Genomic DNA, 24,489 nt, shown 5'->3' with positions numbered 1-24,489 from the left:
CATGTGGCGCATCGGGACTGTAGACATGAGGCGGGCACCCCCAGGGCATGTCCGGTTGCTCCTCCCGGACTTCCGTCGAGTCGGACGCGGGTCACGGACCACCCGGGTCGTCGGGCTCGACCACGCGGAAGCGTTCCGCAACGACGAGAGTGTCGTCATCAATGACCGGGGTGCGTCCCAGGTACTCGCTCACGCCGTCGCTGGTGAAGAACTCTTCGTGCGCTGCCCGCCACTCCGCCACGTCGGAGTAGCCGCGTCCCTCTGCTCGCGCGAAGTCGTCGTCGATCTCCTTCATGGGAACGACGCGGACGTCGACGAGCTCGATCGTGGCGGCCGGACGACCCTCGGAATCAAGCACCCAGAATCGCTGTCCAGGCACCGGTACTGCCTAGCCGGCGTGTTCGTAGATCTCCAGGAGACCCGTGAGTGCGGTCTTCTGGCCGCTCAGGATCGCCGCAACACCACGGTCACGTTCCGGCCCCGGGAAGGCGAGTTCAAGAGTCGGAAGGTCGTCATGTCCCATCGAGCGAGGGTATGCAGCCCGGCCGCGTTGATCAAGGGCCACCGCTCCGCTCGCCCCCGAACGCACAGCAAGCACTTTTACAACACGCCCTGGTGCCGGTGATGGTCGGAGAGGGCCGCCGCGGTGGCGCGGGCGAAGCCTTCCGGGTTGTCGAGCATGATGTTGTGTCCGCAGTCCGGGATCGAGACCACGGCCACCCCGGCTTCGATGAGCGCATCGGTGCCCGGGAGCGGGCCATCGGCCTCGGGTATCAGGTAGGTGCGGGGGATGTTCAGGTTCAGCAGATGCTCACGCATGGTGGGGGTGGTGCCGCGGGTGAGGTGGACCGCGCTGCGGTGCAGGGCTTCCCGGCCTGCCAGGCGCATCGTGGACCACCAGTGGGAGCCAGCCAGATCTCGGATCTTCTCCCAGCCGCCCGCGAGGAACTCCTCCTCGGAGTACGCGGCGATGCCGCTGCTGCCGGCGGAGCCGGGTGTGGGCGGGATCGGGTCAAGGTTGGCGTCGACCAGGACCAAGCGGGAGACCAGTTGGGGGTGCCGGGCGGCCAGGATGATAGCCACTGAGCCACCCATGCTGTGCGCGATCAGCTCGGCGCCCGTGACGCCTGCGCTGGTCAGTGCTGCGCCGAGGGCGTCGGCGTGGGATTCCAGGGTGTAGTCGAAGTCCGTCGGCCGGTCGCTGATGCCATGTCCGAGCAAGTCGATCAACAGCGATCGACGACCGGCGAGCAGGGGATGAACAGCCACCTCCGCGAAGTAGGGCGACGATGTGGCGCCCAGACCATGGACGTAGACGCGGGACGGCTCCTGTCCCGGCAACTCAACCCAGCGGATCTGGCCACCCCCGGGTGTCACGGCGGCGCTGCGCACAGTGTGCTTCCCTTCGCTGCGGATCGACAAAGAGATGAGAGTAGCCACCGGCCTCGGTGCGCCGCTACCGCCCCAGCGCGGCGCTGCGCGGGCACCGGAAGCCTTGGGCAGCCGCCGTGCGGGCAAGTGGCGGCGGCTCGTTGTCAGGTGGCAGTAGCACCGTCAACTGCTGGGGTGCGTGCGGCCCGTGCTCAAGAGCGGGACGAAGCTGGTGGGTTGCGTCTCTGGTTGGTGTCGGTGGCCGCGGGCCACTTTTCGCCGTCAGAGGTTCAGGGCGGCTGGGACGGTGGCGAAGGCGTCGTGCAGGCGGTCGGTCAGGGCGGCACGGCCGCCGGCGCCGTGGTCGCGGACCCAGGTGCGGGCGGCCATGCTCCAGGCGGTGGTGGCCAGTTCGGCGAGGATGCGCGGCCGCAGGTCTTCGGGGTCGAGGCCGAGCTTTCCGGTGAGGCAGAGCGTGGTCTGGGCTTCGACTTGGGAGCGGTGGTACTCGACGTGGCCGAGCAGTGCGGGCGCGGTGAGGATCAGGCGGCGGGTGGCGATGTAACGCCGGTCCCAGTCCGGCGGCAGGGTGTGGAGGGTGTCGGCGAGGGTGTCGCGTAGCGCATTCAGCGCCGGTCCGGACAGTTCTCGGTCCGCGAGCGCGGCCAGGTATTCCGACCAAAGCTCGGTCTCGGCCTCGGCGGCTACTGCTTCCTTGGTGGCGAACGCGCGGAAGAACGTGCTGCGCGAGACCTCTGCCTCGTCAACGATTTCCTCCACGGTGGTGGCGTCGAAGCCCTTGTCGGTGAACAGCTTCAGGGCGACGTCGGCGAGGGCGCGGCGGGTACGCAGCCGCTTGCGTTCACGCAGGGGCAGGGAGCGGTCGTCGGGAACCATACGGGGATCCTAACCCGGGCGAACCTGAGTAGCGAAAGCCATCATGACTCATCTGAGACTTGTGCCTTTCTGGAACTGAGTGTCATTGTTCGGGTCGTCAAAGACGAGCAGCAACCAGGAGACCGACATGAGCATCACCGATGTCACCCTGAGCCCGGCGATCATCGGCCAGGCCGAGAAGCACCACACCGCCCTCCTGGCCCGGGCGCTGGCGGGTACGACGGTCGATGAGAAGCAGTGGATCACTCTGAACCAGGCTCTGGCCGCCGGCGCCCCACTCCGGCGCGAGCCGCATGTGACCCGCGTCGCCGGTCTGACCCAGTGGACGCCCGGCGATGTCGAATCCGCCCTGACGGCGCTGATCGAGGGCGGCCTGGTACAGACGCTGCCCGACGGACTGATCGAGGTCACCGGCGAAGGCCGGGCACTGGCCGCGAGGGTCCGCACCGAAACCGGCGCGATCCTGGAGCGGGCCTACGGCTCCGTCCCGGCCCAGGACCTGGCCGCCGCCGCCCGCGCACTGGCCACCATCACCGCCCGGATGGCCCAGGAACTCGCCCACACCTGACAGCCGACTGCCTCTTCACCTTGGATGACGTTCACCTTGGATAACCCCGGGCGAGAGTAGGCGTGGTGCACCAGCCTGGTTGGCTGCGAGGGGTTCTGGCCCGGTCAGCAGGCGTCAGCGAGGGCGGCGGCTGGTCTTCCCGTGGCGTCCAGGTGTGACCTTCGCCGCCGTACCACTCCAGGAAGCGATGGTCAGTAGCGGGACCATCTGCACCTCGCACACGGCGCAGTACCGGGGGTAGGGGGCGGTGCGGCCCCACGGGGCCCAGCCATCGAACTTCCAGCCGGGGTGCGTTGCCCAGGTGACTGGAATGGAACTCCTGCGGATGCTCCGCGTACGAGCTGTGCACGTCGGAGCCGGCCGCCTGCCACCTGCTCCAGTCGCGTGCCAGAGCCGTGCGCGCTGCCCCCCGACTCGCTGGTTCCTCAGCGCTCTGACGTGTCCTCGACCAGGCGTCCGGGAAGACCGAACTCCCGTGGCGGTCGCGCGTTCACCGGCGCGTACATCGGGCTGACGGCCAGCTTCAGCACGGCTTCGGCGACCGGGTACGAGTAGCGGGGCGCGGAGGTGACGCGCCGGGGCAGCAGCATGCCGTACGCGCCTCGCTCATGCAGCAGTGCGGCGTGGCGGGTAGGGCCGGGCACGGTGACATCATGGCCCGCCGCCGTCAGGCCGACGTACAAGCCCGTGCAGGAGGCCATGCCTCCGGTCGTACCCCAGGTTGCCAGAAGCACCCGCGACGCTGCGGCTTGCGCGGGCGTCTCTCGTGACGGCATTCGGCGGCTCCTCGCGAAGGGGGTCGACGATGCAGTTCGGGACGTCGCCGAGGGCGGCGCCGGACATGAAGCGGGAGATGAGCGCGGCAAATTCCGCGTCGCGCTCCAGGTGCATGAAGTGGTCGACGTCCTTCATCACGACGAAGGTCGCCGCATCGATCGTGGCAGCGACAGCCCGACCTTCGGCCGCCGTGGTCACGGAGTCCAGCTCGCCCGCCCCGACCAGTGCGGGGACGCCCCGCAGCCCGCCCGCCGGGAGGGCGTCACGGAGAAGGAGGCTGCCCCGGTCGGCTACATACCGAACGAGGGGGTCCTGCCGCGATGCCGTGAGCTGGTTGAGCACGACGCGTGCCGCGGCCCGCATCGGAAGGATATGCCGCGCCGCGTGGGTGTTGGTCAGCACCTCGATCAGCCTCTCGGCGGACTTCCGGTGCGCGTCGCGGTCGGGTGGGACGTCCCTCGCCGTGTGGACGGCTTCCCGGCTCAGCCCCTCGTGAATGAGTTCTGTGAGTGCCGGACCCGGCGAGGGGGTAGCCCCGAAGATCAGGAGACGTGTGACGCGGCCAGGCTGCGTCTGGGCCAGCCGATACGCGATGGGGTAACCGGACGATACGCCGAGCACCGCGAAGCGCTCGATGCCGAGCCGGTCCGGGACGCACAGGGCGGCTTCGGTGAGGTCCTCCCAGGACAGGGTGTCGGGGGCCGGACCCGGTGTGCGCGCCGCGGGCAACTCGGGAATCAGCAGGGGGTGACGGCCCGCCAGGTGGCGTTCCAACCGGGACCAGGAGTGGCGGCCCTGTAGTGCGCCACCGAGGATCAGCAGAGCTTCGGTGGCTGGTGTGCAGACGGGGGTGACAACGCGGCAGGGGTAGTGAGTCCGGCGCCAGGCGATGTCGTGGTCTTGTACCCGGGCAGCGGCCCCGGGGTGGTGGGCGTGCGCGTCCACGCTCACGAACTGGCCGTCCGCTGCTGTTCGATGAAGACGGCGAGTTCGGAGATGGTGGATGTCGCCGACAGGATTGTCAGGTCTGTCTCGGCAATGACCAGTCCGTAGTCGTCCTCCAGGACCATCGAGAGCACCGCGATGGCCATGGAGTCCACGCCGGCGTCCGCGAGGGTGGCTGTTGGGGTGACGGGGCCTGCGGGCAGGGCGGCCTTCTGGGTAAGGATGTGGATGACGTCGTCGAGCATGGCGGCGGTCCTTTCCAGCCTAGTCGCACGGGGTGATGTCGCTCGGCCAAGTGGCCGTCGTGGCGGCCCAGGTGAGGCCACTCCCAAAAGCCACCATCAAGACGCGTTGACCGACCTTGATTGTTCCCTCCGCGCTCGCATGAGTCAGGAGGAGTGGCACGGACGCCGCGGAGGTGTTGCCCACATGCGAGATGTTCGCGGGCATGCGTTCGAGCGGGAAGGCAAGGGCTGCGGCTAGGGCGGAGCTGATCGCAGCGTTGGCCTGGTGTGCAATCAGGACGTCGACGTCATCCAGACTCCATCCGGCCGCTTCCGCCGCCGCCCGTACCGCTGTACTCATGCGCCGCACCGCGTGGCGGAAGACCTCGGTGCCCTTCATACGGAGGAACAGATCCCTGTCACCGCTTCCGGGGGCCGGCCTGCGCAGCCTGCTGCCTCCGGCTGGGATGGTGAGGAAATCCGCCGAGGTGCCGTCGCTGCCCCACACCGTCGGGCCGAAGGTCGGGGCATCACGGGCGGTCGCGGCCCGCAGAACGGCCGCGCCGGCGCCGTCCCCGAAGAGCGGGCCGGTGGTGCGGTCGGCATGGTCGACGACCGCCGAGGTGGCCTCCGCGCCGATGACCAGGACGCTCGCCGCGGTGACAGAGGCGATCAAACCCCTGGCGACCTCACAGGCGTAGAGGAAGCCCGAGCACCCGGCGTTGACGTCGAACGCCGGGATGCCCGTCATGCCCAGCCTGCTGGCGACCTCGGGTGCGCCCGCGGGACACAGCCTGTCCGGAGTCGTTGTGGCCAGGATCAGTGCATCGACGCCCTCGGTCCGCGCCGAGGCCATCGCTCTGGCGCCTGCCTCGACGGCTAGGTCCACCGTGGCCATGCCGGGGCCGACCCGGCGACGACTCGTGATACCGATCCGCTCCCGGACGAAGGTATCCACCCTGGCGTTCATGAGATCGCTGTTGGGCACCACGATGGGGGGCAGCCAGCACCCCAGGCCGGCCAGAACCGCTTGCGTCACGCTGTCACTACCTTTCTGCAGCGGGTCAGGACTCAGGACGTGCAGCGCATGCCGCAGGCGACCGCGTCTCTGCTGAGGGACCAGAGGGGTCGTCCAGGAGGTAATCGAGACCGTTGACCGGTTGTCCGGTGAGGAATCGCATCACCAAGTCGCTTGCCTCGTCCCGCCGTTGCATGAACACCCAGTGGTCCGCCTCCGCGATGGTGGCGAAACTGCTCTCGTCGATCGTGGCCGCGAAGGCACGCTGTGTCTCCCGCGAGCTGACGACATCGTGCTCGCCGCAGAAGACGAGGGTCGGTACGCCCCTGAGACCGCCCGTGGGCTCAAGGTTTTCCAGCACCGAACGCTCCATGGTCGAGAACCGGTGTGCCGCCCCGGTGATCTGGCGCAACGTCATTCTTTTCACCAGTTGACGAACGACGTCCCCGTTCCTGATGACCGCCCCTGGTTCCTGGCACAGGAACATCTGGGCCAGCACATCCACGAAACCTCGTGGGTCTCCTTCTCTCATGCACCCGGCTCCGCGGTGCCACAGGGACAGGAGACGTTCCCCGATGCGCACGGGAACGCCGCCGAGGGCCATCCGGATGACGCGCTCGGGGCACCGCTGCGCCCAGCGGAAGGCGACACAGGAGCCGAAGGAATAGCCGAGGAGGTGGAAACGGTCGATGCCAAGGTCGTCGACGACCGCCTCCGCTGCCCGGTACATCACCTCCATGCCCTGGTCCGGGCGAAGGGGGGTGGAGTCACCTGCTCCTGGAAGGTCGACCGAGATCAAGCCGGTGTGGGGCAGGACGTGCCGCTCCATGAAAGACCACTCGCGCATTCCCTGCAGCACGCCACCGATGACGAAAACAGGTTCGATGCATTCCCCGTCGTTATCATTCTGGACCAGCCGGTACGAGAAGGACAGCCCATCCAATGAGAGGTTACGAATGGTCTCCTTGGCCACAAGTCACCGCCACAGCGTCGAAGAAGAAGAAATGAAGTGGTGTGGAGATGGCACGCCTCGAACGTTACGGGGCTACGCGCCCGACGAGCCACCATCATAACCGCGAAGAACGATATCACCGGGCGGAAAGGAAACCGCCACGGCAGAGGTTTGGAAAACGTATGACCTTGCACAACGAGATTTCCTCCGTGAGGACACGGGTCCCGTATAGCCCAGTGGCTCGACAATCTCGGGCATCCAATCGCACCTTGTTCCGGTTCGTTTGTTCGATGCTTACTCGCCTGCTCGAATCCCCAGCCGGCGGTACCCCGGCCTGCTTGATTGAAAGGCGCAGACTCGGTAGTGCGGGAAGTCGGCAATCACATTTTCACTGCGCCACCACCGGCTTGCACACGCCTCGACTCGAAGCTCAATCGCGCGGGCCCGCTCCCGAGCGGCCTGCAATGTAAATGAACGTTCCCCCTTGGCGTCAGGGCTACTGCCGGCAGTGATTGCCGCTCCGAGGCTGGTGGGATTTTCTGCTCATGATCACCGGGAACGGAGGCGTGCCCCTGTCCGCACTGCGGATCAGGGGCACGAGGGTTGGGCCCACCGGGCGGTGAGTCCGGCGCGCGCTTACGGTTGCGGTGCCTGCGTCACTCGGCTCGGCTGGCAGGACCGGTTGTCAGGGTGTTGGCCTCACGATCTCGACCTCGGGCCCGACGCCGCCGTCGGATTTGGTGGTCGTGCGCCAGAGCGTGCCGTCGTTGCGCCGGGTGATCAGTTCAGGGTTGCCGTCGCCGTCCATGTCGGGGCTGGCGATGAGCAAGTCGACCGCACCCCAGCTGCTGCTGATTGTGCGAGGTGCCCGGAAGAACAGCTCGGTGGCGTCGCCCGGGGAGAAGCGGAGGCTGCCGGTGTTGTCGATGGCGTACAGGTCCTCGTCGCCGTCCTTGTCGACGTCTCCAGCGCGATGATGTGACGCATGCCGGTCCAGCCGGCGCCGACCTTGCATGGGTCGGCCGCAATCTTGCCGTCGCTGCGTCCGAAGTGCCGCCAGAGGTCGCCGGAGGCGTCACGGCGCAGCATGTCAGTCTTGCCGTCGTTGGGGTTGTTGCAGTGGGAGAACGTCGCGGCACCGCGGTGGGGGTGGTGTCGCGAGTCTTCACGGACTGAATCGCGGCCTCGACGCAGGCCGCATACCAGTTCTCCGGCGCCGTGAACTTGCGCGTCTCGGAGGTGTCCGGGTCCATCGTTACCTCATTGGCGATCGGACCTTTGGCGAAGACGGCGATTCCGTAGGCGCCATCGCCTCCCTCCATCGTGCAGAGTCCGGTCCGCTTGGTGGCGTCGTGACGAACGAGCCGTTGTAACCGTGGGTGGAGAGGTCCCCAGCCATGGCGTTGTACTGCTGGTGGCAGACTTCCTGTAGGAAGACCAGATCCGCTCTCAACGCGAGGGCCTCGCCCACAACCTTCTTTTGCCGCTTGGGTATCTCGCGGGTGGCCGAACAGACCCTCGTGTCCTCGCTGTTACCGCAGATGTTGTAGCTCAAGAACCGGGCTACCGGTGTGGTGCTCGGTGACGGCTCGTCGGCGCCAGCCGGCTGCATTACCCCCAGAGCGACCAGCAGTGCCAGCAAGATGGCGAACGCCTTGCGTCTGCGCATGGCGCGGCCTCCCTCCTCCTTCAGGCTGCTCAGAGTCGAACCATTACCGCCGGGTGTCTCCCTGTTGAGCTCGAGCGGAAATCAACAAAATCAGCAGACGATAGAGCTGGCCTGCACTGGGCCGGGCCAATGTCCCCCGCCGAGGTGGACGACCGGCTGGGTGCTCCCTACCGGCTCTACCGGCTCTATCGGGCTGTCCGATCCTTCAGGACCTGTCCGACGGGTCGGTCGGGCGGTCCGCCGTGACCAGCCACGACGTGCTGAGCAGCCGGACTGTGCCGTCCGCCACCTCTTGGGCGCGCAGGTGGTCCGTGAGGGTGTGGCGGGCGCGTGAGCGCGTCGCCGCGTCGGCCTGTTCCATCAGGTGGCGGCCGGGGCCGGTGCCGAGCAGGAACGTCGCGGCGTCCTCGGCTCCGTGCCCCCATGTCCCATACGCCTGCGCCCGGTTGACGCTGGTACCGGTGAATCCGGCTGCGGTGAGCACTTCGCGGATGCGGTCCGGGGCGGCGAGGGAGAACATGCCGGGCAGACCCGGCCGTCCGAAGTCGCCGACGGGCAGGATGCCGCGCAGTGACGTCATCGCCGTGACCCAGCCGTTGAGCGTGGCATCGGCCGGGCAGACGAACGCCAGGCGGCCGCCGGGCCGCAGTGCCCGGGCGACGTTACCGAAGGCCGCTACCGGGTCGGAGAAGAACATGACGCCGTAGCGACTGACCGCCGCGTCGAACGAGCCCTCTTTGAAGGGGTACGCCTGGGCGTCGCCCTGCACGAAGGAGGCGTTCGTGATGTCCTCCCGCTCGGCTCGGGTCCGCGCCTCGGCCAGCATCGGGCCGGACAGATCGAGGCCGAGCGCGTGCCCTTGGGGCGCTCTGCGCGCGGCGAGGCGGGTGGTCTGCCCGGAGCCGCAACCAAGGTCGAGGACCCGGTGGTCCCCGGTGATCCCGGCGGCATCGAGCAGTGGCTGGTTGAAGGCCTCGTTCACGGCGTTCCAACGGTCCTGGTGGCGGGCCCAGTGGGAGCCTTCCGGCCCGTTCCACGCCTGTGCCTGCTCGGTGTTGACAACGTCCGGCACGGGGGCCTCCTGTGGTGAGCGATGGAATGGGCGTGCGCCCAAACAGTATGGGCGCACGCCCAAACTGGCAATCCCCGCTACTCTCCAGGAGTTGTGCCCCTCGAGGGCGGCGGCACCAGAACGGAAGAGAGGCCCATGTCACCGCGTGGAGTGGCGACGCCGGACGTACGCGAGCGGCTGTTCGCGGCGGCCGAGCGCGTCGTCGAGAGGGATGGGCCCGGCGCGCTCACCAGCCGGGCCATCACCACCGAGGCGGGCTGCGCCAAGGGGCTGCTGCACGCGCACTTCGCGGGGCTCGACGAGTTCGTGGCCGAGCTCTGCCTTGACCGGTTCGCACGGACTGCGGCGAAGGCGCAGGCGCTGTCGCGGCTCACCGGGCAGGGCACGGTGGCGCGGAACCTCAATGCCGTCGCCCTCGTGCTGTTCGAATCCGCCGGCCCGTCTCTCTCGGGCCTGGCCATGAGCCGACCCGCCACCATGCATCGAATCCGCGAGGCCCTGGAAGGCGGGGCACCCGGCCTCTTCGCGATCGAGGAGGCCATCAGCACCTACCTGGCGGCCGAACAGAGGCTCGGCAGGGTGGCGGAGACCGTCGACCCGAGCACCGTGGCCCTCGCCATCGTGGGCACCGCCCACCATCTCCTGATGACCGGCTGGCCGGGCACACCTGACCCACGGCCCGCCATGACGCGCCTGGTGGCCACACTGGTGGACGGCTGAGGACTGCCGGGTTGGTCCTCATCGGGGCCATAGCCGGATCGCGGCGAGGCGAGGGTGCCCAAGCAGGACATGCGCTCGCTTCCGTCCCACCGGGCGAACTCGGGTTGGTGAACCTGCCGGACGGCGGTCGGCTACCGGATGACTGGAATCATGAGGTTCACCCCGGGAATGGGGATAAGCCGAAGGAGCTTGCCACCCTGGCCATCAGATACCTACCGGGGGTATGGTGGAGGCGGCGGCGTCACGCAGGCGCGCCCCAGGTGACATGGAAGGGAACCAGTGGTGGCAGGCACTGGACAGGCGCCCAGGCGGGACATCGCCCGGCTGCTGGCGCTTTGCGCGGTCCTGCTCGGTCTGTTCCTCATGCACGGCTCACCGGCCACCGCCGCAGAAGGCTGCCACGGTGCGATGTCCACCGCCGCTCCCATGCCCGAGGGCCATGACTCCGCCGCGATGGCCTCCATGCTCCCTGAACTGGCGACGTCTGCGACTTCAGAGATGGCTCGGCATCCCGGCGCGGAGCACATGTCCGGGACGTCGGCCATGGACGGGACGATGTGCGTCTCGACCCCCGCGCGGCACCGCATGCCGCTGCCGTTGGGTGGCCTGATGGTCGCCGCCGCGGTGCTGGCGGCCAGTTTGCTCACGGGTGGGTCCGTGACGCTGGGCCGGGCGGGGCGGCGCGGGCCGCCGCCACCGGGCGGGCGGATTCTGCTGCTGCGGGTGTGCATCGCGCGGACGTGACAGGACCGTGCTGGACCCGGACACCGGGACTGGCGACGTCGTCCTGCTCCTACCCGCGCCACGGACGTGGTGCGCCCACCGGAAAGACCACCTTCATGTTCACTCCTCGTACCACCATCCGCCGTCGTGCCCTCGCGGCGGCCGGCACCGTGGCCGCGCTCGCGCTGACCCTGGCCGCCTGCGGTTCCTCGGGCGACTCCTCGATGCCGGGCATGGACCACGGCGCCAAGCCGTCCGCGTCCGCCTCCGCCTCCGCCTCCGCGAGCACCTCACCCTCGATGGCCGACATGCCTGGCATGGATCACATGGCCGACGGCAACGGCCTGTCCGACACCAAGGACGGCTACCGGCTCACCAGCCAGGACGCCACCCTCCCCGCAGCCAAGCAGGCCGCCTACCGGTTCGCGGTGACCGGACCGGACGGCAAGCCCGTCACCGGCTTCGCCGTCGACCAGACCAAGCGCATGCACTTCTACGCCATCCGCTCGGACCTGACCGGCTTCCAGCACATCCACCCGGCCATGGCCGCCGACGGAACCTGGACCGCCGCCCTGGCCGCCCTCACTCCCGGCTCGTGGCGCATGTTCGCCTCCTTCACCCCCGACAGCGGGTCCGGAAAAGGCAACGATTTCGTCCTCAGCCGCACCCTCACTGTCCCCGGCACGGCGACGAACACCCCGCTGCCGGCAGCAGCTTCCTCCGTCGACGTCGACGGATACACCGTCACCCTCAAGGGCAAGCCGATGGCCGGAATGGCACACCCGCTGACCGTCACCGTCACCAAGGACGGCAAGCCCGTCACCGACCTCCAGCCCTACCTGGACACCTACGCCCACCTCACCGCCTTCCACGAAGGCGACACCGCCTTCGCCCACCTGCACCCCACCACGAAGGTCAACGGTGACCACGGCGGCCCCGACCTGTCCTTCCACGCCGAACTGCCCACGTCCGGGAACTGGCGGCTGTTCCTGCAGTTCCAGACCGGCGGCAAGCTCCACACCGCCGCGCTGACGTTGAACGTCGGCTGAACCCCCTGCGGGGCGCCGCCCACCCGACGGCGCCCCGCGCTCGCCCGCCATGAGTCGCCCCGGTGTATGGCGTTGGGCCGGGTGTCGGCGATGAGCCGCCGGGCGGCGGCTTCGGAGGGGAGGACGGGCCTCGACCGCCGGCGCCTGGTGGGCTCCTGCACGGTGGGGGAGGGGCGGGTGCCCACGGGCGGCGGCCAGGGGCGGGCCGCTCACCGCGTCGGCCGTCGTTTTCCGGCGTAGTTGCCTGAGCGAGGTGCACCGCCTCTGCCCACCTCGGCCTGCCCGTGGGGCCTGCGGGCCTCCTTCAGGCGGGGCGGGGTATCAGGAGACGGTCCGTTCAGGGTTCTGCCGACAGGGTTTGAGGGCGCTTATGGTCTTACCGCCGGTCATCTGGCGGGTCACGGTGGGGGCACGGGCGACGCGATTGACCCCGGGCCGGCCGAACCCTCCGGTGCCGCCGTTGTGGCGCAGGGCGCTGGGAGCGATAACCGACACGACCGGAACCACCGGATCAGCGGCCTGGGCCCAATCGGCGGTACGAGGTCTTCGAGGAAGTGTCGGGCGCTCTCGCGTGCGCCGGCCACGGATGTTGAGGAGGGGGCGGGGTTGCGGCGGTGACGCTCATCGTGTCCAACAGGTCACCACCCTGGCCCCGATCGTCGCTGCCCGACCCTGTCTGCTTGGCGCTTGTGCCCCGGCCTGCGTCGGTCAACCGGCGATGACCGCCTTGCGCCCTGCCCGCGTCGCTGCTCGAGTTCGATTTCCTCACTACCGAACACGCGAAAATCTACCTCGACCACAGTAGACATTGGCTGGTGGTGTGGTTATGGTTTCTCTCGTAACCCAGAAGGACAGCAGGGCCCGGCAGAGACGAACTGCCGGGCAGCAGTACCGCAGTACCAGTAGTTGCAGTGTGTAGGGCGGTGCGGTGGTGGAGTTCCGAAGCCATGGCGGTTGCAGGACGGCGACGGGGCTGACGACCGGACCGGGTGGCCCGCAGTGATCAGGGGCCGCCGCGAGCAGTACCGCAGTACACGCAGTGGCAGTACCCGCAGTAAGTGCAGTTCGCAGTACCCAGCAGTGAAGTCAGTGAGCAGTGCCTCGGTGAAGGCGTCGGCTGCGGGCGCGCGCACCGGGAGGTTCGGCAGTGGGGTTCTAAGCCAAGAGCAGATGCGGGATGGGCGACGGGGCTGGCTGCCGGAGCGTGGCGCTTGGGTGAGGCCACGAGCAGCACAAAGCAGTTCGCAGTACCAGCAGTACGAGTGTCCCGTTTGGTAGGTAGTTGAACACCGAGGGAAGAACGGAGGAATTGGGCGCCATCAGGATCGCCCGGGCCGGCAGTACGGCGCCCGGGTACCGCAGGACATCGATAGTGAGGTGGTCTCCGGTCACGCATACGCGATCCCCGCACCCCCGACAGCATTCAGGTCGGGCCTGCGGACAGAGAAGGCCGGCGCAGTACCAGGGCCGGCAGATGGTGTAGCAGTTCCTTCGGGGCCCTGGTGCCATTGGCACCAGGGCCCCTCCGCGTGCTCCAGAAAGAGGTGCGATGACCGCAGACGACTCGTTCGGCCGTCTCGACGATGATGATTACCCCGCCTACACGATGGGCCGGGCCGCCGAGATACTCGGCACCACCCAGGGCTTCCTCCGTGCCATCGGAGAAGCACACCTGATCACACCGCTCCGCTCACCGGGCGGACACCGCCGCTACTCCCGCTACCAGCTTCGGATCGCCGCCCGCGCCCGCGAACTCGTAGACCAGGGCATCCCTATTGAGGCCGCCTGTCGGATCGTCATCCTTGAGGACCAGCTAGGGGAAGCGCAGCGCCTCAACGCCGAATACCGCCGCGCCGCCGAACCGGTGAACCCCACGGTCGCGGCTTGAGTCGGGGCGCGCCCGCCGGTCCTCGGCGGGCGCGCGCACTGGTCCAAGGCGTGACGTGTGCTCGTTTCCTCTGAGGGCCCCCGAGGGCGGGCAGCGCGTGGTCAACGTCTGGGGCCTGCCCGGCGACAGACACGACTACTCCGCACGGACCGTCGGCCAAGATCACTGGCGCGAAGCGCCGTCCAAACTGGTGACCTATCGCCCCGGAGCCCTGCGGCGAGGAACGACTTGGGCAGGTGACACGTCGTCTGAAGCGTCCGGGTCGCGAAGAACCGTGAGCGGCGTCGGCGTGCGGTCCGCGCGATGGCAGGCCGCCGCCATGCGGCGCTTTGAGGTCAGGGGAGGCGGGGCCGTAAAGGGGGTTTCGGTGAACCGCCCTGGAACGCGAGCGCGTCCTCCTGCCCGCCCACCGGCATAAGAAAAACATAAAAATGGCTGCATGAGTGGGGGATGTGCGGGCAGACGGTGCTTCGGAGGTTGATAACTATGGTTCCCCTGCTTCTTGTTCTTCTGCTCGCTCTGATCCTCTTCGGTGCCGGTTTCGCGGTGAAGGTCCTCTGGTGGGTCGCGATCGCCGTGCTGGTGCTGTGGCTGATCGGTTTCGTCGCCCGCCCCAAGGGTGGCAGTGGCCGCTGGTATCGCTGGTAGCCGCCTGGCACAACCCAGCCGTGATGCTGGATGACGGTGGCCTGCCGCCCCAGATGTGGGGCCGCAGGCCACCGTCACGTCACGTGTCCTGTCGCCGATACCTATCGGGTATCGGGCGGAAACGAGTATGCGGGGATATCCGGGCCGGCCAGCAACCGGGACGGCCGCTGTGACGAAGCAGGGAACTTGCCCACCTTCGGCGATCGACGGCCGTCCCGGCGGACTACTCAAACCCGGGAAGGTCCACGAGTTCGTGGGAACTGAAGGTTCCTCAGCCTGAACCCGAGGGTGGGCTGACCTGATTCTGGGGATGGCCCTCGTGGGTTCGCGCTCAACCCACGCGGCGGCTTCGGCGGCTTGCTCCCGGACCCGCCCGCAAAGTCGACCTCCTTCACGATCCTTGAACCACCCGTAACGGCGATGGCGTCAACGTGGCGGGGGCGAGAGTCATGGACCGGGTACGGGCGACTCCGCAGCCATACCCCGGTCGTAGTCCATGCGGGCGGTCTGGACTTCCTCGATATGACACTCGGCCCATGCCTTGATCGAGGCCATAACCGGCAGCAGGCTGCGGCCGAGTGGGGTGAGCTGGTAGTCCACCCGGACTGGCACCGAGGGAGTCACCGTGCGGGTCAGCAGCCCGTCACGTTCCAGGGTGCGCAGCGTCTGGGTCAGCATCTTCTGGCTGACCCCGGCGATGATCCGGTTCAAGTCGCGGTACCGCAGCGGCCCGTCGGCCAATGCATTCAGTACCAAACTCACCCACTTGTCGCTGATCCGGTCCAGCAGCTGCCGGGCCGGGCAGGTAGCCAGGTAGGCGTCGTAGGCGGCGCGCTCGTCGGCGCGGCGCTGGGCGGCGGTGCGGGTGGCCATGGCACTTCCAGGTGGGGTAGGCACTCCGAAGTGTGTACTTCCCGGTGGAGAGTAACACCCCGTAGGTTCGTGGACATGAAAGCTGTGATCGTTCGTTCCTTCGGTGGCCCGGAAGTCCTCGAGGTGGCGGAGGTACCGGTGCCGGAACCGGGTTCCGGCCAGATCCGGATCCGGGTCGCCGCCGCGGCTGTCAACCCGGTGGACCTACAGACCCGCTCCGGCGCGCTCACCTCGGGCGGCCTGCTTCCCGAGCGGGAGGTCATCGGCATCGGCTGGGATGTCGCTGGCACCGTCGAGGCGCTCGGGCCCGAGGTCGTCGGCTTTCAACCGGGCGACGCAGTGATCGGGTTGTCCGACCGGCTGGCGCTGTCGCTCAAGACGCAGGCCGAGCACGTGGTGCTGGATGCGGACGCGGTCGCCGCGGTGCCGGCCGGCACCGACCTGGTAGCTGCGGCGACCCTGCCCTTGGGCGGGCTCACCGCTGCTCAGGCACTCGATATCACCGGGGCCAAGCCCGGCGACACGCTGCTGGTCACCGGAGCGGCCGGGGCGGTGGGCGGTTACACGGTGCAGCTCGCCGCGCTGGCCGGTGTGCGGGTGGTTGCAGTCGCGGGCGCCGGCGACGAGGAGTTGGTGCGCGATCTCGGAGCGGATCTCTTTGTGCCACGGACTGCGGATTTGCCCGCCGCGGTGCGCGACCTGGTGCCCGGCGGCGTGCACGCCGCGGTCGACGCGGCGTCCGTAGGCATGCTGGCGCTGGACGCGGTGCGCGGCGGGGGTTCGCTGGTCAGCGTGCTGGGCAATACACCGACGCCGCTGCGCGGCATCCGGGTGGGCAACGTGTGGATCCGTGCGGACGGCCCCCGCCTCGCCAGGTTGGCCGCCGCCGGGCTGCGTCTGCGGGTCGCGGACGTCCTGCCGCTGGGCAAGGTCGCCGAGGCGCATCGCAGGTTGGCGGCGGGTGGGCTGCGCGGTCGCCTGGTGCTGGTGCCTTGATGTGAAACCCCCTCTGTGCAGGTCAGGCGGCGTTCGCTGGTTGGAGGTCCGCTTGGCTTCCCGTAGCTATGGCCGCGGAAACAACGACAACGCGGATCACGAAGTCGCGAGAAGCGGTCGGGCGCGGCGCGTCGGCAGGCCAGTGCCCAGTGAATGCGTCGAAGAATTCCGCCGACGCTACTGGACGGCGGGTGCGCTGCCCTGATTCTGGGATTGGACCTGTGGGTTCGCCGTCAACTCACGGTGCGGCTTCGGCGGCCTGTTGCGGTAGCGCCCGTGCGGAGTCCGCGTAGCGCATGGTGAGTTAACACTGGGCCGGAGAGGTGTATTGGGTGGAGCGGGCGCATGCGCCCGCTGTCCGATGAGCAGTGGGTACGCTTGGCGCCTTGTCTTCTCCGCAGTATGGGGAAGACAAGGCGTCCGTTCGCCGACCACCGTCGCATCATCGAATGACGACGAACTTGCGTTCGTCCACCGCTCCGCAGCTGTGTTGGCGGCGGTCATCGCTTGGTGACGAGCCGACTCCAGGCCCTGGCCGAGGTGAAGGGCGTGGTTGCGCGCGGAACCTGAATGTCGACTCCACGGTCTGCCGCGCCCACCAACCATGCGGCCGGGCCCCGAAGGCAGGGCGACGACGGCAGAAGGAGCCGCCGGGCAGCATCTTCGCCGAGCTCCCTGACTAGGGCCTGTCCGACGGGTCGTGTGACTGGTGAGTAGTCGGATCGTTCCGGTTGGTATGGGACGGGGTGATCTTTCAGACGCACAGTGGGCCCGGCTGGAGCCGCATCTTCCGACGAACGCGGGGCGAGGTGGGCGGTGGAAGTGCCATCGCAGGGTGATCAACGGCATTCTCTTCCCTCAGCGCACAGGCCTCCCTTGGCGGGATCTGCCGACGCGCTTCGGGAAGTGGGAAGACTTGTCACGACCGGCATCGACGCTGGTCGGCGGATGGCACCTGGGAGAGAGTCCTGCGTGGCGTACAGGCCGACGCAGACGCGGAGGGCCGCGTCGACTGGAGCATGGTCGGTATTGACTCGACTACCTGCCGGGCACATCAGCATGCCGCCGGGACTCGAAGGCGTCCGCCCCGGAGCCCGAAGAAACGTATCCGGTCAGCTCAGCACGACCCCGACGAGGCCCTTGGCCGCTCCAGGGGCGGCCTGACCACGTAGATTCATCTGGCTGCAGACGGCGGCTGCCGGCCTCTGGCAGTGCTGGTCACGCCCGGGCAGTGGGGCGATGCACCTCAGATGATTCCGGTCCTGGAGCGCGTTCGCGTGCCACGGCCGGGCGGCAGTCACCCGCACACCCGGCCTGATCACGTCAGCGGCGACAAGGCGTACTCATCCTGTCGTAACCGCCGCTACCTACGCAGGCGCCAGATCAAGCACACCATCACCGAACCGAAGAATCAGCGGGCTAACCGGCGGCGCCGCGGTAGGCGAGGCGGTCGACCCACAGGCTTCGACAGGTCGCTCCACAAGCGCAGGAACGAAGTCGAGCGAACCATGAATGCCCTCAAGGCGTCGCGGGCTGTGGCGACCAGGCACGACAAGAGAGCGTACGTCTCCACGGCACGGTCACCCTCGCTGCGATCCGGCTCTGGCTGCATTCCTGAGTAGCGGGCACCCTCACTCGCCGGGATGGCCGTGACGCCCGAGCAGACCGAGTGCCGTCAGCACCGTGACGCAGAGCGTCATCCAGCCGATGAACGCGCCGCCGCCGTACAGCACCGCACCAGCTATGGGTGCCCCAGCCTCATGCGACAGTACCCCCGCCACCACCGCTACCAGCAGCGACGATATGCAGGACAGAAGTGCGAGAAGTACCTGAACGGTAAAGGTCAGCCTCACCAGTCGATCCCTTTCACGAAGGTGATCGACCAGTCGGCGGGCAGCCTCAGCTCGACCACCGCTTGCGGATGGCCTGCTGAGGCTCTGCGACGATTAGAGACTCATCGTGCTCATTGCCTGTCGAGATTGAAGCACTGTCCCCCATCGGACACGTCGCCAGTGCTTGTGACTCTCGAATGAGCAACCTGGATCCTAGTCGCAAGCGTCGAAGATCGCCAGTAATCAAGCCTGGAAGGTGGGCGGTCCCACACCCACCGGACACGCCCTAGGGGCCGGGACGCGCGCGGCCAGTTCACTCCAAGGGGTCCCGCACGGGTTGTCGCGGTTGAGGAGACCGAACGATTCGACGATGCTTCGGTCGCCTCGAAAGGCTCTGGCCCCGGTGCCTCCGCCCCGGTCTGCTCGCTGACGCGCCCTACTCCGTACCGTAGGCTGCCCACCGCCCGAGGGTGAACCCCCCGCCCTCTTGTCGGACTTCCACGGCACCCGCACCGCCGAAGTGGGCGGGGACAACCAACTCGCGTTCGGTGGCGGCTCGTTCGAGGATGCGACGGCGGCTGGCCACTGCTTGTTCCGCATCCATGCAGAAGCAACTGTTGCAGGAGGGTGTGAGGATCTGCACCGGGCTGTGCAGAAGATCGCCGACGAAGACCGCCCGGTCGCTCCCGGATGCGAGCCGCAGTACGGATGAGCCGGGCGTGTGGCCTGGCGCGGACTCCAGAGTGAGGTTTTCATCGATGCGGTGGGTACCGTCCCACAGGACGGTCTGCCCGGCGCGGTGGACGGGTGCGATGCTGTCCTCGTAGATCAGCCGGTCATCCTCTTGGTGACCGTTCCCGTAGGCGTTGTCCGGTCCGAAGTGGAAGTCGTCAGCGGCCGGGATGAGGTACTGGGCGTTGGGGAACGTGGGCTCCCACCCTCCGTCCACACCGACGGTGTTCCAACCGACGTGATCACCGTGAACGTGGGTGTTGACGACGGTGTCGACGTCCTCCGGCCGAACTCCGGCCCGCGCCAGACCACCCAGGAAATCGCCCTGCCAGTGGTGGAACTGCGCCGAGCCGGGCCGCTCGCGGCCGTTCCCTACCCCGGTGTCGACCAGGACGGTCCTTCCGCGGCTGCGCAGCACCCAGGTCTGGAGCGCCACCACCGCCCTGTCGCTGTCCGGTTCCCAGTGATCCGGCGCCAACCAGCCCTCGTTACCCTTCCACACCTCGGCGCCGGACTCCGGAACCAGGCCGCGTGCGGGCGCGAACGCCCCTTGCCACTCGACGACTCGGATGACCTCGACATCGCCGAGCACGATGCTCTCCATGCTCTCGCTCTTCATGCCATCGACTCTAGGAAGGGCAGATGAGCCTCTCAATGCGTGTCTGGCTCATTCAGATACGCATCCGTCTCACCGCTGATGCTCTTGATATCGTCACCCGGTGGATGTGGTGAGTGACGCAGTCTCGACAGTACGCATCGGGCGTCCTTCCTCAGACCGAGTGCGGGTGAGTGGGAACTGGTGCACGCGGCTCGCCCCGTACGACGGTGCGGGCTTTCACGTGGTGCTGGAGGGCAGCTGCTGGCTGCTGCCCGACGGCGGCTCTCCAGTCTCACTCGGCACGGGTGACGTGGTGCTGCTGCCGCACGGCACGGGGCACGTGATCGCCGACGCCCCCGTCGATGCGGCGACCGTGGAACGGGCGGTGCCGTTCGAGCGATGGTTCGAAGAGAGGGGGTCGCGCCGGCCCCCAGCCACCTCCGGCGAGGTGCAGATGCTGTGCGGCAAGTACCGGCTCGACCGCAGTCGCATGCACCCGCTCATGGCGGAACTGCCGCAGGTCGTCCACCTGCCGAACCGAGTGGGCACCCATCCCGAACTGCGCGCCGCCGTCGACCTGCTGGGCCACGAGCTGGGCGCACAAGGACCCGGCGCCTGCATCGCGGTGCCCAGCCTGCTCGACCTCCTCCTCGTCTATATGATCCGCTCCTGGGCAGCCCAGGGCGCGAGCGGCACCTGGCCGACCGTACTGGGCGACCCGGTGACGGCCGCCGCCCTACGGGCACTGCACTCGGACCCGGCCGCCCCGTGGACCATCGACCGCTTGGCGGCCGAGGCAAGCGTGTCCCGCGCCACCCTCGCTCGCCGCTTCACGACGCTGGTCGGCCGCCCGCCGATGGCGTACCTCACCTGGTGGCGCCTGACCTTCGCCGCCACTCTGCTCCGTGACACCCCGGACCCTCTGGCCACCATCGCCCGCCGCGTCGGCTACGGCACCCCGTACGCCCTCTCCCATGCCTTCAGCCGGGAGTTCGGTACTACCCCGGGGCAGTACCGGGCAGAGACAGCGGCCGATCGGCCTCCACGTGAGAGTCCTTGATGAAACCTCCTGTTCGCGCAAGCCCGCCAAAAGACGAAGAGTGCGGACGGTGAAACCCAACCAACGGGATCCCCAGGTGACTTGGGGAACGAGGCCACCTCCCACCCTGGGAGGCCACCAGGTCAGCGGTGGCGACACGCTGGAGGCAGTCGGGGTCTGGTTGCCCGGACCACCGTGCACGTTCCCTGCGGCGGACCCACGTAGTGCCAGGGCGGTGGGTTCATCTTCGGGCGTAGGGCTGCTCCGCGCAGTCGGCGTGCCGGGGCGGGTGACGGGGTGTCAAAAGGAATCTCGGCAGGCACGTAGGCACGGGCGGGACTGGCGGCTCCGAGGTTGGGGCTGCTCCGGGCCCAGCTCGCCGCCCCTGCGGCTGTCCCGTATACAGTGGCAAGATCCCGTATTCCACCCGGGATACGGGGGCAACAGATCCATCACGTGGGGGGCCTGACATGGCACTGTTCGGAAACGCGCACACCGTCGACCCGGCGAAGGCGCAGAGCGAGTACGGGCGGCTGCTCGGCCAAGGTGAGCAGGTGTACGCGGCGTACACGCTGATACGCGACACCATGCTGTTCACCGACCGTCGACTGATCATGGTCGACAAGCAGGGGATCACCGGCAAGAAGGTCGAGTACCACTCGGTGCCGTACCGCAGCATCACCCACTTCGCCGTGGAGACGGCCGGGCATTTCGACCTTGACGCGGAGCTGAAGATCTGGATCTCCGGCAACCCGACGCCGCTGCAGAAGACGTTCACGAAGGGGGTCGACATCTACGAGGTGCAGGCGATCCTCACCCAGTTCGTGGCCCGCTGACGGCCCTCGGCGGGAGCAACGCCCCGTTCGGCGACGCGCGGCCTGGCGGTGCAGGTGGTACGGGCTGACGTGTGCGTTTTACGCCGGTGGCTGGATCGGCGGCCTTTCAGCGTAGGCGCGCGACCGGGTACGTCTGGGGTCACCGTGCTCCGGCCCGGGCTCCTTCAGACCAGCAGGGAGGCCACAGCGATGACCACAGTCGGCATGACGAGCTTCGAGGATGTCTACACCCTCCCCGACCCCCGCGGCTACTTCGCCGCCCTCCAGCCGTACGAGTATCAGACCCCCGGTCACGCCCAGCCGGTTTTCCGCTTGCTCGCCGCCGAACTGCGACCGGAACGGCCTGCCGTCCTCGATGTGTGCTGCTCCTACGGGATAAACGCCGCTCTCCTCAACCATCACGTCACCCTCGACGAACTCTTCGACCACTACACCTCGGCCACGGTGACCGAACTGACCGCCGCCGAACTCGCCGAACGCGACCGCGACTTCTACGCGGCCCGCCGTCGCCCCGACGCCGTACGGGTCGTCGGGATTGACGTCTCGCGGCCCGCCCTGGACTACGCGGTGGCCGTCGGGCTGCTCGACGAGGGGCACTGTGTGGACTTGGAGCGCACGGAGCCGGGGGAGCGGCTGTGTGGCTCGCTGGCAGGGACAGGCCTGATCACCATTACCGGCGGCACCAGCTTCCTCACCGAGCAGACCTTCGACCGGCTGTTCACCGCCATCGGCCACCCCGTGCCGGTGGCGGCCTTCGTCCTGCGTACCCACGACTACGGACCGATCACCGCCTGTCTGCAGTCGTACGGCCTCACCGTGGAGCGGGCCCGCAGCACCCAGAGACAGCGGCGCTTCACGGATCCCCAAGAGCAGCGGCGCGCGGTGGCCACGGTCACCGCGCTCGGTGAGGACCGGGCGGGCAAGGAGTCGGAAGGCTACTTCCACACCCGGTTGCACCTGGCCCGCTGAGCCTCCAAGGGCGTGTTGTTCGGCGCTGTCACAAAGGGCCATGGTGGGCACCCAGCCCTCATACAGCCAGCGAACCATCAGACGCCCAACAGGACGAGATCCCCTAACAAAACGCGTACACGGTCTGCAGTGTGGCCCTACCGATGTCGGGTTGACCGCGCCCTGCGGGAGAGCGCTGCCGAGCGCCTGGGTGGAACAGTCCCGCAGGGCCGCGGTGTCGGACGGTACCCGGCATCAGACTTGGCCGCGCCAGGAGCCGGTCTCGGCGCCGCGGTCTTCGATGAAGTGTTTGAACCGCTCCAGGTCGCCCTTGACCTGCCGGTCGATGAAGCCGAATTTGTCGCCGATGCTCTCGGCCATCCCGTCCGGGTCGAAGTCCATGCGCAGGGTGACATGCGTGCGGGCGGGGTCGATCGGGCGGAAGGTGACCAGCCCGGACTGCTCGGTCTCTCCGCCCACGGTGACCCAGGCGACCTTGGTGTCCGGGACCTGCTCGGTGATCTCCGCGTCGAACTCACGCTTCACGCCCGCGATCTTCGTCACCCAGTGAGTGAGCGTGTCGGTGCGCTGCTCGATGCGTTCCACCCCGTTCATGAATTGGGGGAACGACTCGAACTGGGTCCATTGGTTGTAAGCCGTGCTGATGGGAACATCGACCTCGATGGATTCTTCGACCTGCGACACGGGCGTCGTTCCTTCCCTCGGGACCGGCTCGGCTGGAATGCCGGCTACGGCCGTATGCCTGCCCCAGGGGCTCCGCCTTCAGTAGTCCGCCAGCAGGGTTGCCACCCTTGCGTGGGACAGTCCGCTGGCACCCGGCCCAGTGGGAATCGGACAGCCGAAGGCCGGCCACGCAGCTCTCCGCCTGCGCCCGCGACGACGGCCCCAGGGCCTTTCTGGCCCATCATCATCTGGCGCGTTCGCGGACGCGAGCAGACAACTGCCGCAAAGAGGCGGACAGTTGGGCACTGCACATCAGCTGCGGGCGGCGGGCTGCCCGAGCTGGACGCCCCGGGTGGGCGGCAGGGTACGGTGCTGGACGCCCGGAGGACGAGCGGCGGGGGGTGACGGGCATCGGGGCGTCACGGCCGTGGGCTCGGCCTGGACCTGGAACGCCCGGGCGGCGGACTGCTCGCGTACGCCTTCGACGCCGCCGCCGTCCGGGGGCTCCGCTGCATGTCTGGCATGCTTGGGCTGCCCCCCTGGTGCCGTGCGTGGACGCGGAGGACCCGGTGGCGAAGAAGCCCCGCGCCCTGGTGGCGGCGCTCGCGCCCTATGACTGAGACCCCTGCCTCCCGGGAAACGGCCGCTACATACCGCGGAGACTCGTACAGCCGGTCCTTCCGCGGAGGCCCGGCTTCCTTGTCCTGGCGCTGTCGGGGCTCTCCGCTTGCGAGTAGCGTGGCGTGCCGCGCACCACCTGAACGACCGCCGTTGGCCTCACATGACACTCGGGGGTGCTTTCCCCCGGGAACCATGACGACCCGGAAGGAACGGTCAGTGGTCCTCGAACGAGAAACCCGGAACAGACCCGGTTCCCGGCGGCGCGGGCTGCTCGCGCTCGTCACCGCCGTACTGTCGGTCCTGGTGATCGGCCTGACCGGTTCACCCGCGCAGGCCGCGGGCTTCACCCCGATCAACGTGTGGAACTCGAGCCACTGCCTCGACAATGCCACCCAGAACGCCGCGCGACTCCAGATGTGGTCGTGCAGCGGTGCGACCGAGCAGAAGTGGCTGGAGGGCTTCAACACCCAGACAGGTCTGTTCACCTTCACCAACCAGCGCACGGGCCGGTGCATCACGGCGCCGACGTGGGGGCCGGGGACGGCCACCACGGCGTTCTGCAACGCGGCCGACCCCAGCCAGCAGTGGCGGGTCTTCTACGCGGACAACCCCGACGGGCCGCCCTCGGGCTGGTACGACGTCTGGCAGAACGCGTCGAGCGGCTACTGCCTGTCCACGCCCAGCGTGGGGAACGGCACCCTCGTGCAGACGATCACGTGCGACGCCTCCGTCAGGTACGAGAGGTGGCACACCCAGTAGTGGCGTGGTCGCCTCGACCAGGAACGTGCTGCCGCTACCGCCGTCCGCAC

25 protein-coding genes and 3 pseudogenes are annotated in these 24,489 nt (G+C 68.3%); 13 read left to right on the top strand and 15 right to left on the bottom strand.

What is annotated here, in order from left to right; genetic code table 11:
• Nucleotides 1-91 precede the first annotated feature (91 nt).
• From ACZ4MU_RS18500 to ACZ4MU_RS18490, 3 genes and pseudogenes are all read right to left on the bottom strand, one after another.
• A pseudogene (locus tag ACZ4MU_RS18500) lies at nt 92-523 on the bottom strand (ASCH domain-containing protein).
• A gap of 77 nt (nt 524-600) precedes the next feature.
• Nucleotides 601-1,392: an alpha/beta fold hydrolase gene (locus tag ACZ4MU_RS18495; protein WP_467877954.1), complete on the bottom strand. Its 792-nt coding sequence runs from the start codon at nt 1,390-1,392 to the stop codon at nt 601-603.
• Nucleotides 1,393-1,653: 261 nt separating this feature from the next.
• Nucleotides 1,654-2,268 carry a TetR family transcriptional regulator gene (locus ACZ4MU_RS18490; protein WP_467877408.1) on the bottom strand — a complete coding sequence of 205 codons (615 nt, stop codon included), beginning with the start codon at nt 2,266-2,268 and terminating at the stop codon, nt 1,654-1,656.
• Between the two features lie 127 nt (nt 2,269-2,395).
• On the opposite strand from ACZ4MU_RS18490, the gene ACZ4MU_RS18485 reads away from it, so the two are divergent.
• Nucleotides 2,396-2,836: a hypothetical protein gene (locus ACZ4MU_RS18485; RefSeq protein ID WP_467877405.1), complete on the top strand. Its 441-nt coding sequence runs from the start codon at nt 2,396-2,398 to the stop codon at nt 2,834-2,836.
• A gap of 425 nt (nt 2,837-3,261) precedes the next feature.
• Here ACZ4MU_RS18485 and ACZ4MU_RS18480 read toward each other — a convergent pair whose 3' ends face one another.
• The 8 genes from ACZ4MU_RS18480 to ACZ4MU_RS18445 all read right to left on the bottom strand — a co-directional run bounded on the left by ACZ4MU_RS18480 (nt 3,262) and on the right by ACZ4MU_RS18445 (nt 9,493).
• The gene (locus ACZ4MU_RS18480) at nt 3,262-3,480 is read right to left on the bottom strand and encodes a hypothetical protein (RefSeq protein ID WP_467877403.1); all 219 of its coding nucleotides are present in this window, start codon (nt 3,478-3,480) and stop codon (nt 3,262-3,264) included.
• Nucleotides 3,481-3,487: 7 nt separating this feature from the next.
• Nucleotides 3,488-4,564, bottom strand: a complete 1,077-nt coding sequence (locus ACZ4MU_RS18475) for an alpha/beta fold hydrolase (RefSeq protein WP_467877401.1) — start codon at nt 4,562-4,564, stop codon at nt 3,488-3,490.
• Nucleotides 4,561-4,803, bottom strand: coding sequence for an acyl carrier protein (locus tag ACZ4MU_RS18470; RefSeq protein ID WP_467877399.1), 243 nt, complete (start codon nt 4,801-4,803; stop codon nt 4,561-4,563). The genes ACZ4MU_RS18475 and ACZ4MU_RS18470 overlap by 4 nt, the downstream gene beginning before the upstream one ends.
• Before the next feature lie 19 nt (nt 4,804-4,822).
• The gene (locus tag ACZ4MU_RS18465; RefSeq protein WP_467877397.1) at nt 4,823-5,821 is read right to left on the bottom strand and encodes a beta-ketoacyl-ACP synthase 3; all 999 of its coding nucleotides are present in this window, start codon (nt 5,819-5,821) and stop codon (nt 4,823-4,825) included.
• 25 nt (nt 5,822-5,846) lie between these two features.
• Nucleotides 5,847-6,773 carry an alpha/beta fold hydrolase gene (locus ACZ4MU_RS18460; RefSeq protein WP_467877394.1) on the bottom strand — a complete coding sequence of 309 codons (927 nt, stop codon included), beginning with the start codon at nt 6,771-6,773 and terminating at the stop codon, nt 5,847-5,849.
• A gap of 664 nt (nt 6,774-7,437) precedes the next feature.
• On the bottom strand, nt 7,438-7,767 hold the full coding sequence (locus ACZ4MU_RS18455; RefSeq protein ID WP_467877391.1) for an FG-GAP repeat domain-containing protein: 330 nt from the start codon (nt 7,765-7,767) through the stop codon (nt 7,438-7,440).
• A gap of 240 nt (nt 7,768-8,007) precedes the next feature.
• Entirely contained in the window at nt 8,008-8,421 is a 414-nt protein-coding gene (locus ACZ4MU_RS18450) for a hypothetical protein (protein WP_467877388.1), read from the bottom strand.
• Nucleotides 8,422-8,626: 205 nt separating this feature from the next.
• Nucleotides 8,627-9,493 carry a class I SAM-dependent methyltransferase gene (locus tag ACZ4MU_RS18445; RefSeq protein ID WP_467877386.1) on the bottom strand — a complete coding sequence of 289 codons (867 nt, stop codon included), beginning with the start codon at nt 9,491-9,493 and terminating at the stop codon, nt 8,627-8,629.
• A 135-nt stretch (nt 9,494-9,628) separates the two neighbouring features.
• Between ACZ4MU_RS18445 and ACZ4MU_RS18440 the strand changes: the two genes are divergently transcribed.
• From ACZ4MU_RS18440 to ACZ4MU_RS18420, 5 genes are all read left to right on the top strand, one after another.
• Entirely contained in the window at nt 9,629-10,213 is a 585-nt protein-coding gene (locus ACZ4MU_RS18440; RefSeq protein ID WP_467877383.1) for a TetR/AcrR family transcriptional regulator, read from the top strand.
• Between the two features lie 282 nt (nt 10,214-10,495).
• Complete coding sequence (locus tag ACZ4MU_RS18435) at nt 10,496-10,957, top strand: hypothetical protein (RefSeq protein ID WP_467877380.1); 462 nt, start codon at nt 10,496-10,498, stop codon at nt 10,955-10,957.
• Nucleotides 10,958-11,052: 95 nt separating this feature from the next.
• On the top strand, nt 11,053-11,985 hold the full coding sequence (locus tag ACZ4MU_RS18430) for a hypothetical protein (protein WP_467877377.1): 933 nt from the start codon (nt 11,053-11,055) through the stop codon (nt 11,983-11,985).
• A gap of 1,549 nt (nt 11,986-13,534) precedes the next feature.
• Nucleotides 13,535-13,873 carry a MerR family transcriptional regulator gene (locus tag ACZ4MU_RS18425; protein WP_467877375.1) on the top strand — a complete coding sequence of 113 codons (339 nt, stop codon included), beginning with the start codon at nt 13,535-13,537 and terminating at the stop codon, nt 13,871-13,873.
• A gap of 486 nt (nt 13,874-14,359) precedes the next feature.
• The gene (locus ACZ4MU_RS18420; RefSeq protein WP_046495796.1) at nt 14,360-14,521 is read left to right on the top strand and encodes a hypothetical protein; all 162 of its coding nucleotides are present in this window, start codon (nt 14,360-14,362) and stop codon (nt 14,519-14,521) included.
• 447 nt (nt 14,522-14,968) lie between these two features.
• On the opposite strand, the gene ACZ4MU_RS18415 is transcribed toward ACZ4MU_RS18420, so the two are convergent.
• On the bottom strand, nt 14,969-15,394 hold the full coding sequence (locus ACZ4MU_RS18415; RefSeq protein ID WP_467877372.1) for a winged helix-turn-helix transcriptional regulator: 426 nt from the start codon (nt 15,392-15,394) through the stop codon (nt 14,969-14,971).
• 75 nt (nt 15,395-15,469) lie between these two features.
• Here ACZ4MU_RS18415 and ACZ4MU_RS18410 point away from each other — a divergent pair, with 75 nt between their 5' ends.
• From ACZ4MU_RS18410 to ACZ4MU_RS18400, 3 genes and pseudogenes are all read left to right on the top strand, one after another.
• Nucleotides 15,470-16,390, top strand: coding sequence for an NADP-dependent oxidoreductase (locus ACZ4MU_RS18410; RefSeq protein ID WP_467877369.1), 921 nt, complete (start codon nt 15,470-15,472; stop codon nt 16,388-16,390).
• Between the two features lie 345 nt (nt 16,391-16,735).
• Nucleotides 16,736-16,840 (top strand): annotated as a pseudogene (locus ACZ4MU_RS18405) (IS5/IS1182 family transposase); the annotation flags it as partial.
• Between the two features lie 286 nt (nt 16,841-17,126).
• Nucleotides 17,127-18,008, top strand: a pseudogene (locus tag ACZ4MU_RS18400) (IS5 family transposase).
• 13 nt (nt 18,009-18,021) lie between these two features.
• On the opposite strand, the gene ACZ4MU_RS18395 reads toward ACZ4MU_RS18400, so the two are convergent.
• Together ACZ4MU_RS18395 and ACZ4MU_RS18390 are read right to left on the bottom strand one after the other, a co-directional pair.
• The gene (locus tag ACZ4MU_RS18395) at nt 18,022-18,243 is read right to left on the bottom strand and encodes a hypothetical protein (protein ID WP_467877366.1); all 222 of its coding nucleotides are present in this window, start codon (nt 18,241-18,243) and stop codon (nt 18,022-18,024) included.
• 415 nt (nt 18,244-18,658) lie between these two features.
• Nucleotides 18,659-19,573 carry an MBL fold metallo-hydrolase gene (locus ACZ4MU_RS18390; RefSeq protein WP_467877363.1) on the bottom strand — a complete coding sequence of 305 codons (915 nt, stop codon included), beginning with the start codon at nt 19,571-19,573 and terminating at the stop codon, nt 18,659-18,661.
• A 100-nt stretch (nt 19,574-19,673) separates the two neighbouring features.
• Between ACZ4MU_RS18390 and ACZ4MU_RS18385 the strand changes: the two genes are divergently transcribed.
• From ACZ4MU_RS18385 to ACZ4MU_RS18375, 3 genes are all read left to right on the top strand, one after another.
• Entirely contained in the window at nt 19,674-20,612 is a 939-nt protein-coding gene (locus ACZ4MU_RS18385; protein WP_467877361.1) for an AraC family transcriptional regulator, read from the top strand.
• 449 nt (nt 20,613-21,061) lie between these two features.
• Nucleotides 21,062-21,427 carry a PH domain-containing protein gene (locus tag ACZ4MU_RS18380; RefSeq protein WP_467877358.1) on the top strand — a complete coding sequence of 122 codons (366 nt, stop codon included), beginning with the start codon at nt 21,062-21,064 and terminating at the stop codon, nt 21,425-21,427.
• 189 nt (nt 21,428-21,616) lie between these two features.
• A complete protein-coding gene (locus ACZ4MU_RS18375; protein WP_467877355.1) occupies nt 21,617-22,396 on the top strand; it encodes a hypothetical protein in 780 nt (259 codons plus the stop codon).
• Between the two features lie 234 nt (nt 22,397-22,630).
• Here ACZ4MU_RS18375 and ACZ4MU_RS18370 read toward each other — a convergent pair whose 3' ends face one another.
• Nucleotides 22,631-23,080, bottom strand: a complete 450-nt coding sequence (locus ACZ4MU_RS18370) for an SRPBCC family protein (RefSeq protein ID WP_467877353.1) — start codon at nt 23,078-23,080, stop codon at nt 22,631-22,633.
• Between the two features lie 792 nt (nt 23,081-23,872).
• Here ACZ4MU_RS18370 and ACZ4MU_RS18365 point away from each other — a divergent pair.
• Nucleotides 23,873-24,439, top strand: a complete 567-nt coding sequence (locus ACZ4MU_RS18365) for an RICIN domain-containing protein (protein ID WP_467877350.1) — start codon at nt 23,873-23,875, stop codon at nt 24,437-24,439.
• Nucleotides 24,440-24,489: the final 50 nt, after the last annotated feature.

The sequence above is a fragment of the Streptomyces sp. NPDC026377 genome (assembly GCF_055567715.1).
Note: the sequence above shows the minus strand (reverse complement) of the source record. Positions and strands in the feature narration are given on the sequence as shown.

Excerpts from the sequence above, each read along its gene's own strand:
- ACZ4MU_RS18490 (WP_467877408.1), bottom strand. The coding sequence starts at position 2,268 with ATGGTTCCCGACGACCGCTCCCTGCCCCTGCGTGAACGCAAGCGGCTG.
- ACZ4MU_RS18485 (WP_467877405.1), top strand. The coding sequence starts at position 2,396 with ATGAGCATCACCGATGTCACCCTGAGCCCGGCGATCATCGGCCAGGCC.
- ACZ4MU_RS18470 (WP_467877399.1), bottom strand. The coding sequence starts at position 4,803 with ATGCTCGACGACGTCATCCACATCCTTACCCAGAAGGCCGCCCTGCCC.
- ACZ4MU_RS18455 (WP_467877391.1), bottom strand. The coding sequence starts at position 7,767 with ATGCAAGGTCGGCGCCGGCTGGACCGGCATGCGTCACATCATCGCGCT.
- ACZ4MU_RS18450 (WP_467877388.1), bottom strand. The coding sequence starts at position 8,421 with ATGCGCAGACGCAAGGCGTTCGCCATCTTGCTGGCACTGCTGGTCGCT.
- ACZ4MU_RS18440 (WP_467877383.1), top strand. The coding sequence starts at position 9,629 with ATGTCACCGCGTGGAGTGGCGACGCCGGACGTACGCGAGCGGCTGTTC.
- ACZ4MU_RS18430 (WP_467877377.1), top strand. The coding sequence starts at position 11,053 with ATGTTCACTCCTCGTACCACCATCCGCCGTCGTGCCCTCGCGGCGGCC.
- ACZ4MU_RS18425 (WP_467877375.1), top strand. The coding sequence starts at position 13,535 with ATGACCGCAGACGACTCGTTCGGCCGTCTCGACGATGATGATTACCCC.
- ACZ4MU_RS18420 (WP_046495796.1), top strand. The coding sequence starts at position 14,360 with ATGGTTCCCCTGCTTCTTGTTCTTCTGCTCGCTCTGATCCTCTTCGGT.
- ACZ4MU_RS18415 (WP_467877372.1), bottom strand. The coding sequence starts at position 15,394 with ATGGCCACCCGCACCGCCGCCCAGCGCCGCGCCGACGAGCGCGCCGCC.
- ACZ4MU_RS18410 (WP_467877369.1), top strand. The coding sequence starts at position 15,470 with ATGAAAGCTGTGATCGTTCGTTCCTTCGGTGGCCCGGAAGTCCTCGAG.
- ACZ4MU_RS18390 (WP_467877363.1), bottom strand. The coding sequence starts at position 19,573 with ATGAAGAGCGAGAGCATGGAGAGCATCGTGCTCGGCGATGTCGAGGTC.
- ACZ4MU_RS18380 (WP_467877358.1), top strand. The coding sequence starts at position 21,062 with ATGGCACTGTTCGGAAACGCGCACACCGTCGACCCGGCGAAGGCGCAG.
- ACZ4MU_RS18375 (WP_467877355.1), top strand. The coding sequence starts at position 21,617 with ATGACCACAGTCGGCATGACGAGCTTCGAGGATGTCTACACCCTCCCC.
- ACZ4MU_RS18365 (WP_467877350.1), top strand. The coding sequence starts at position 23,873 with ATGACGACCCGGAAGGAACGGTCAGTGGTCCTCGAACGAGAAACCCGG.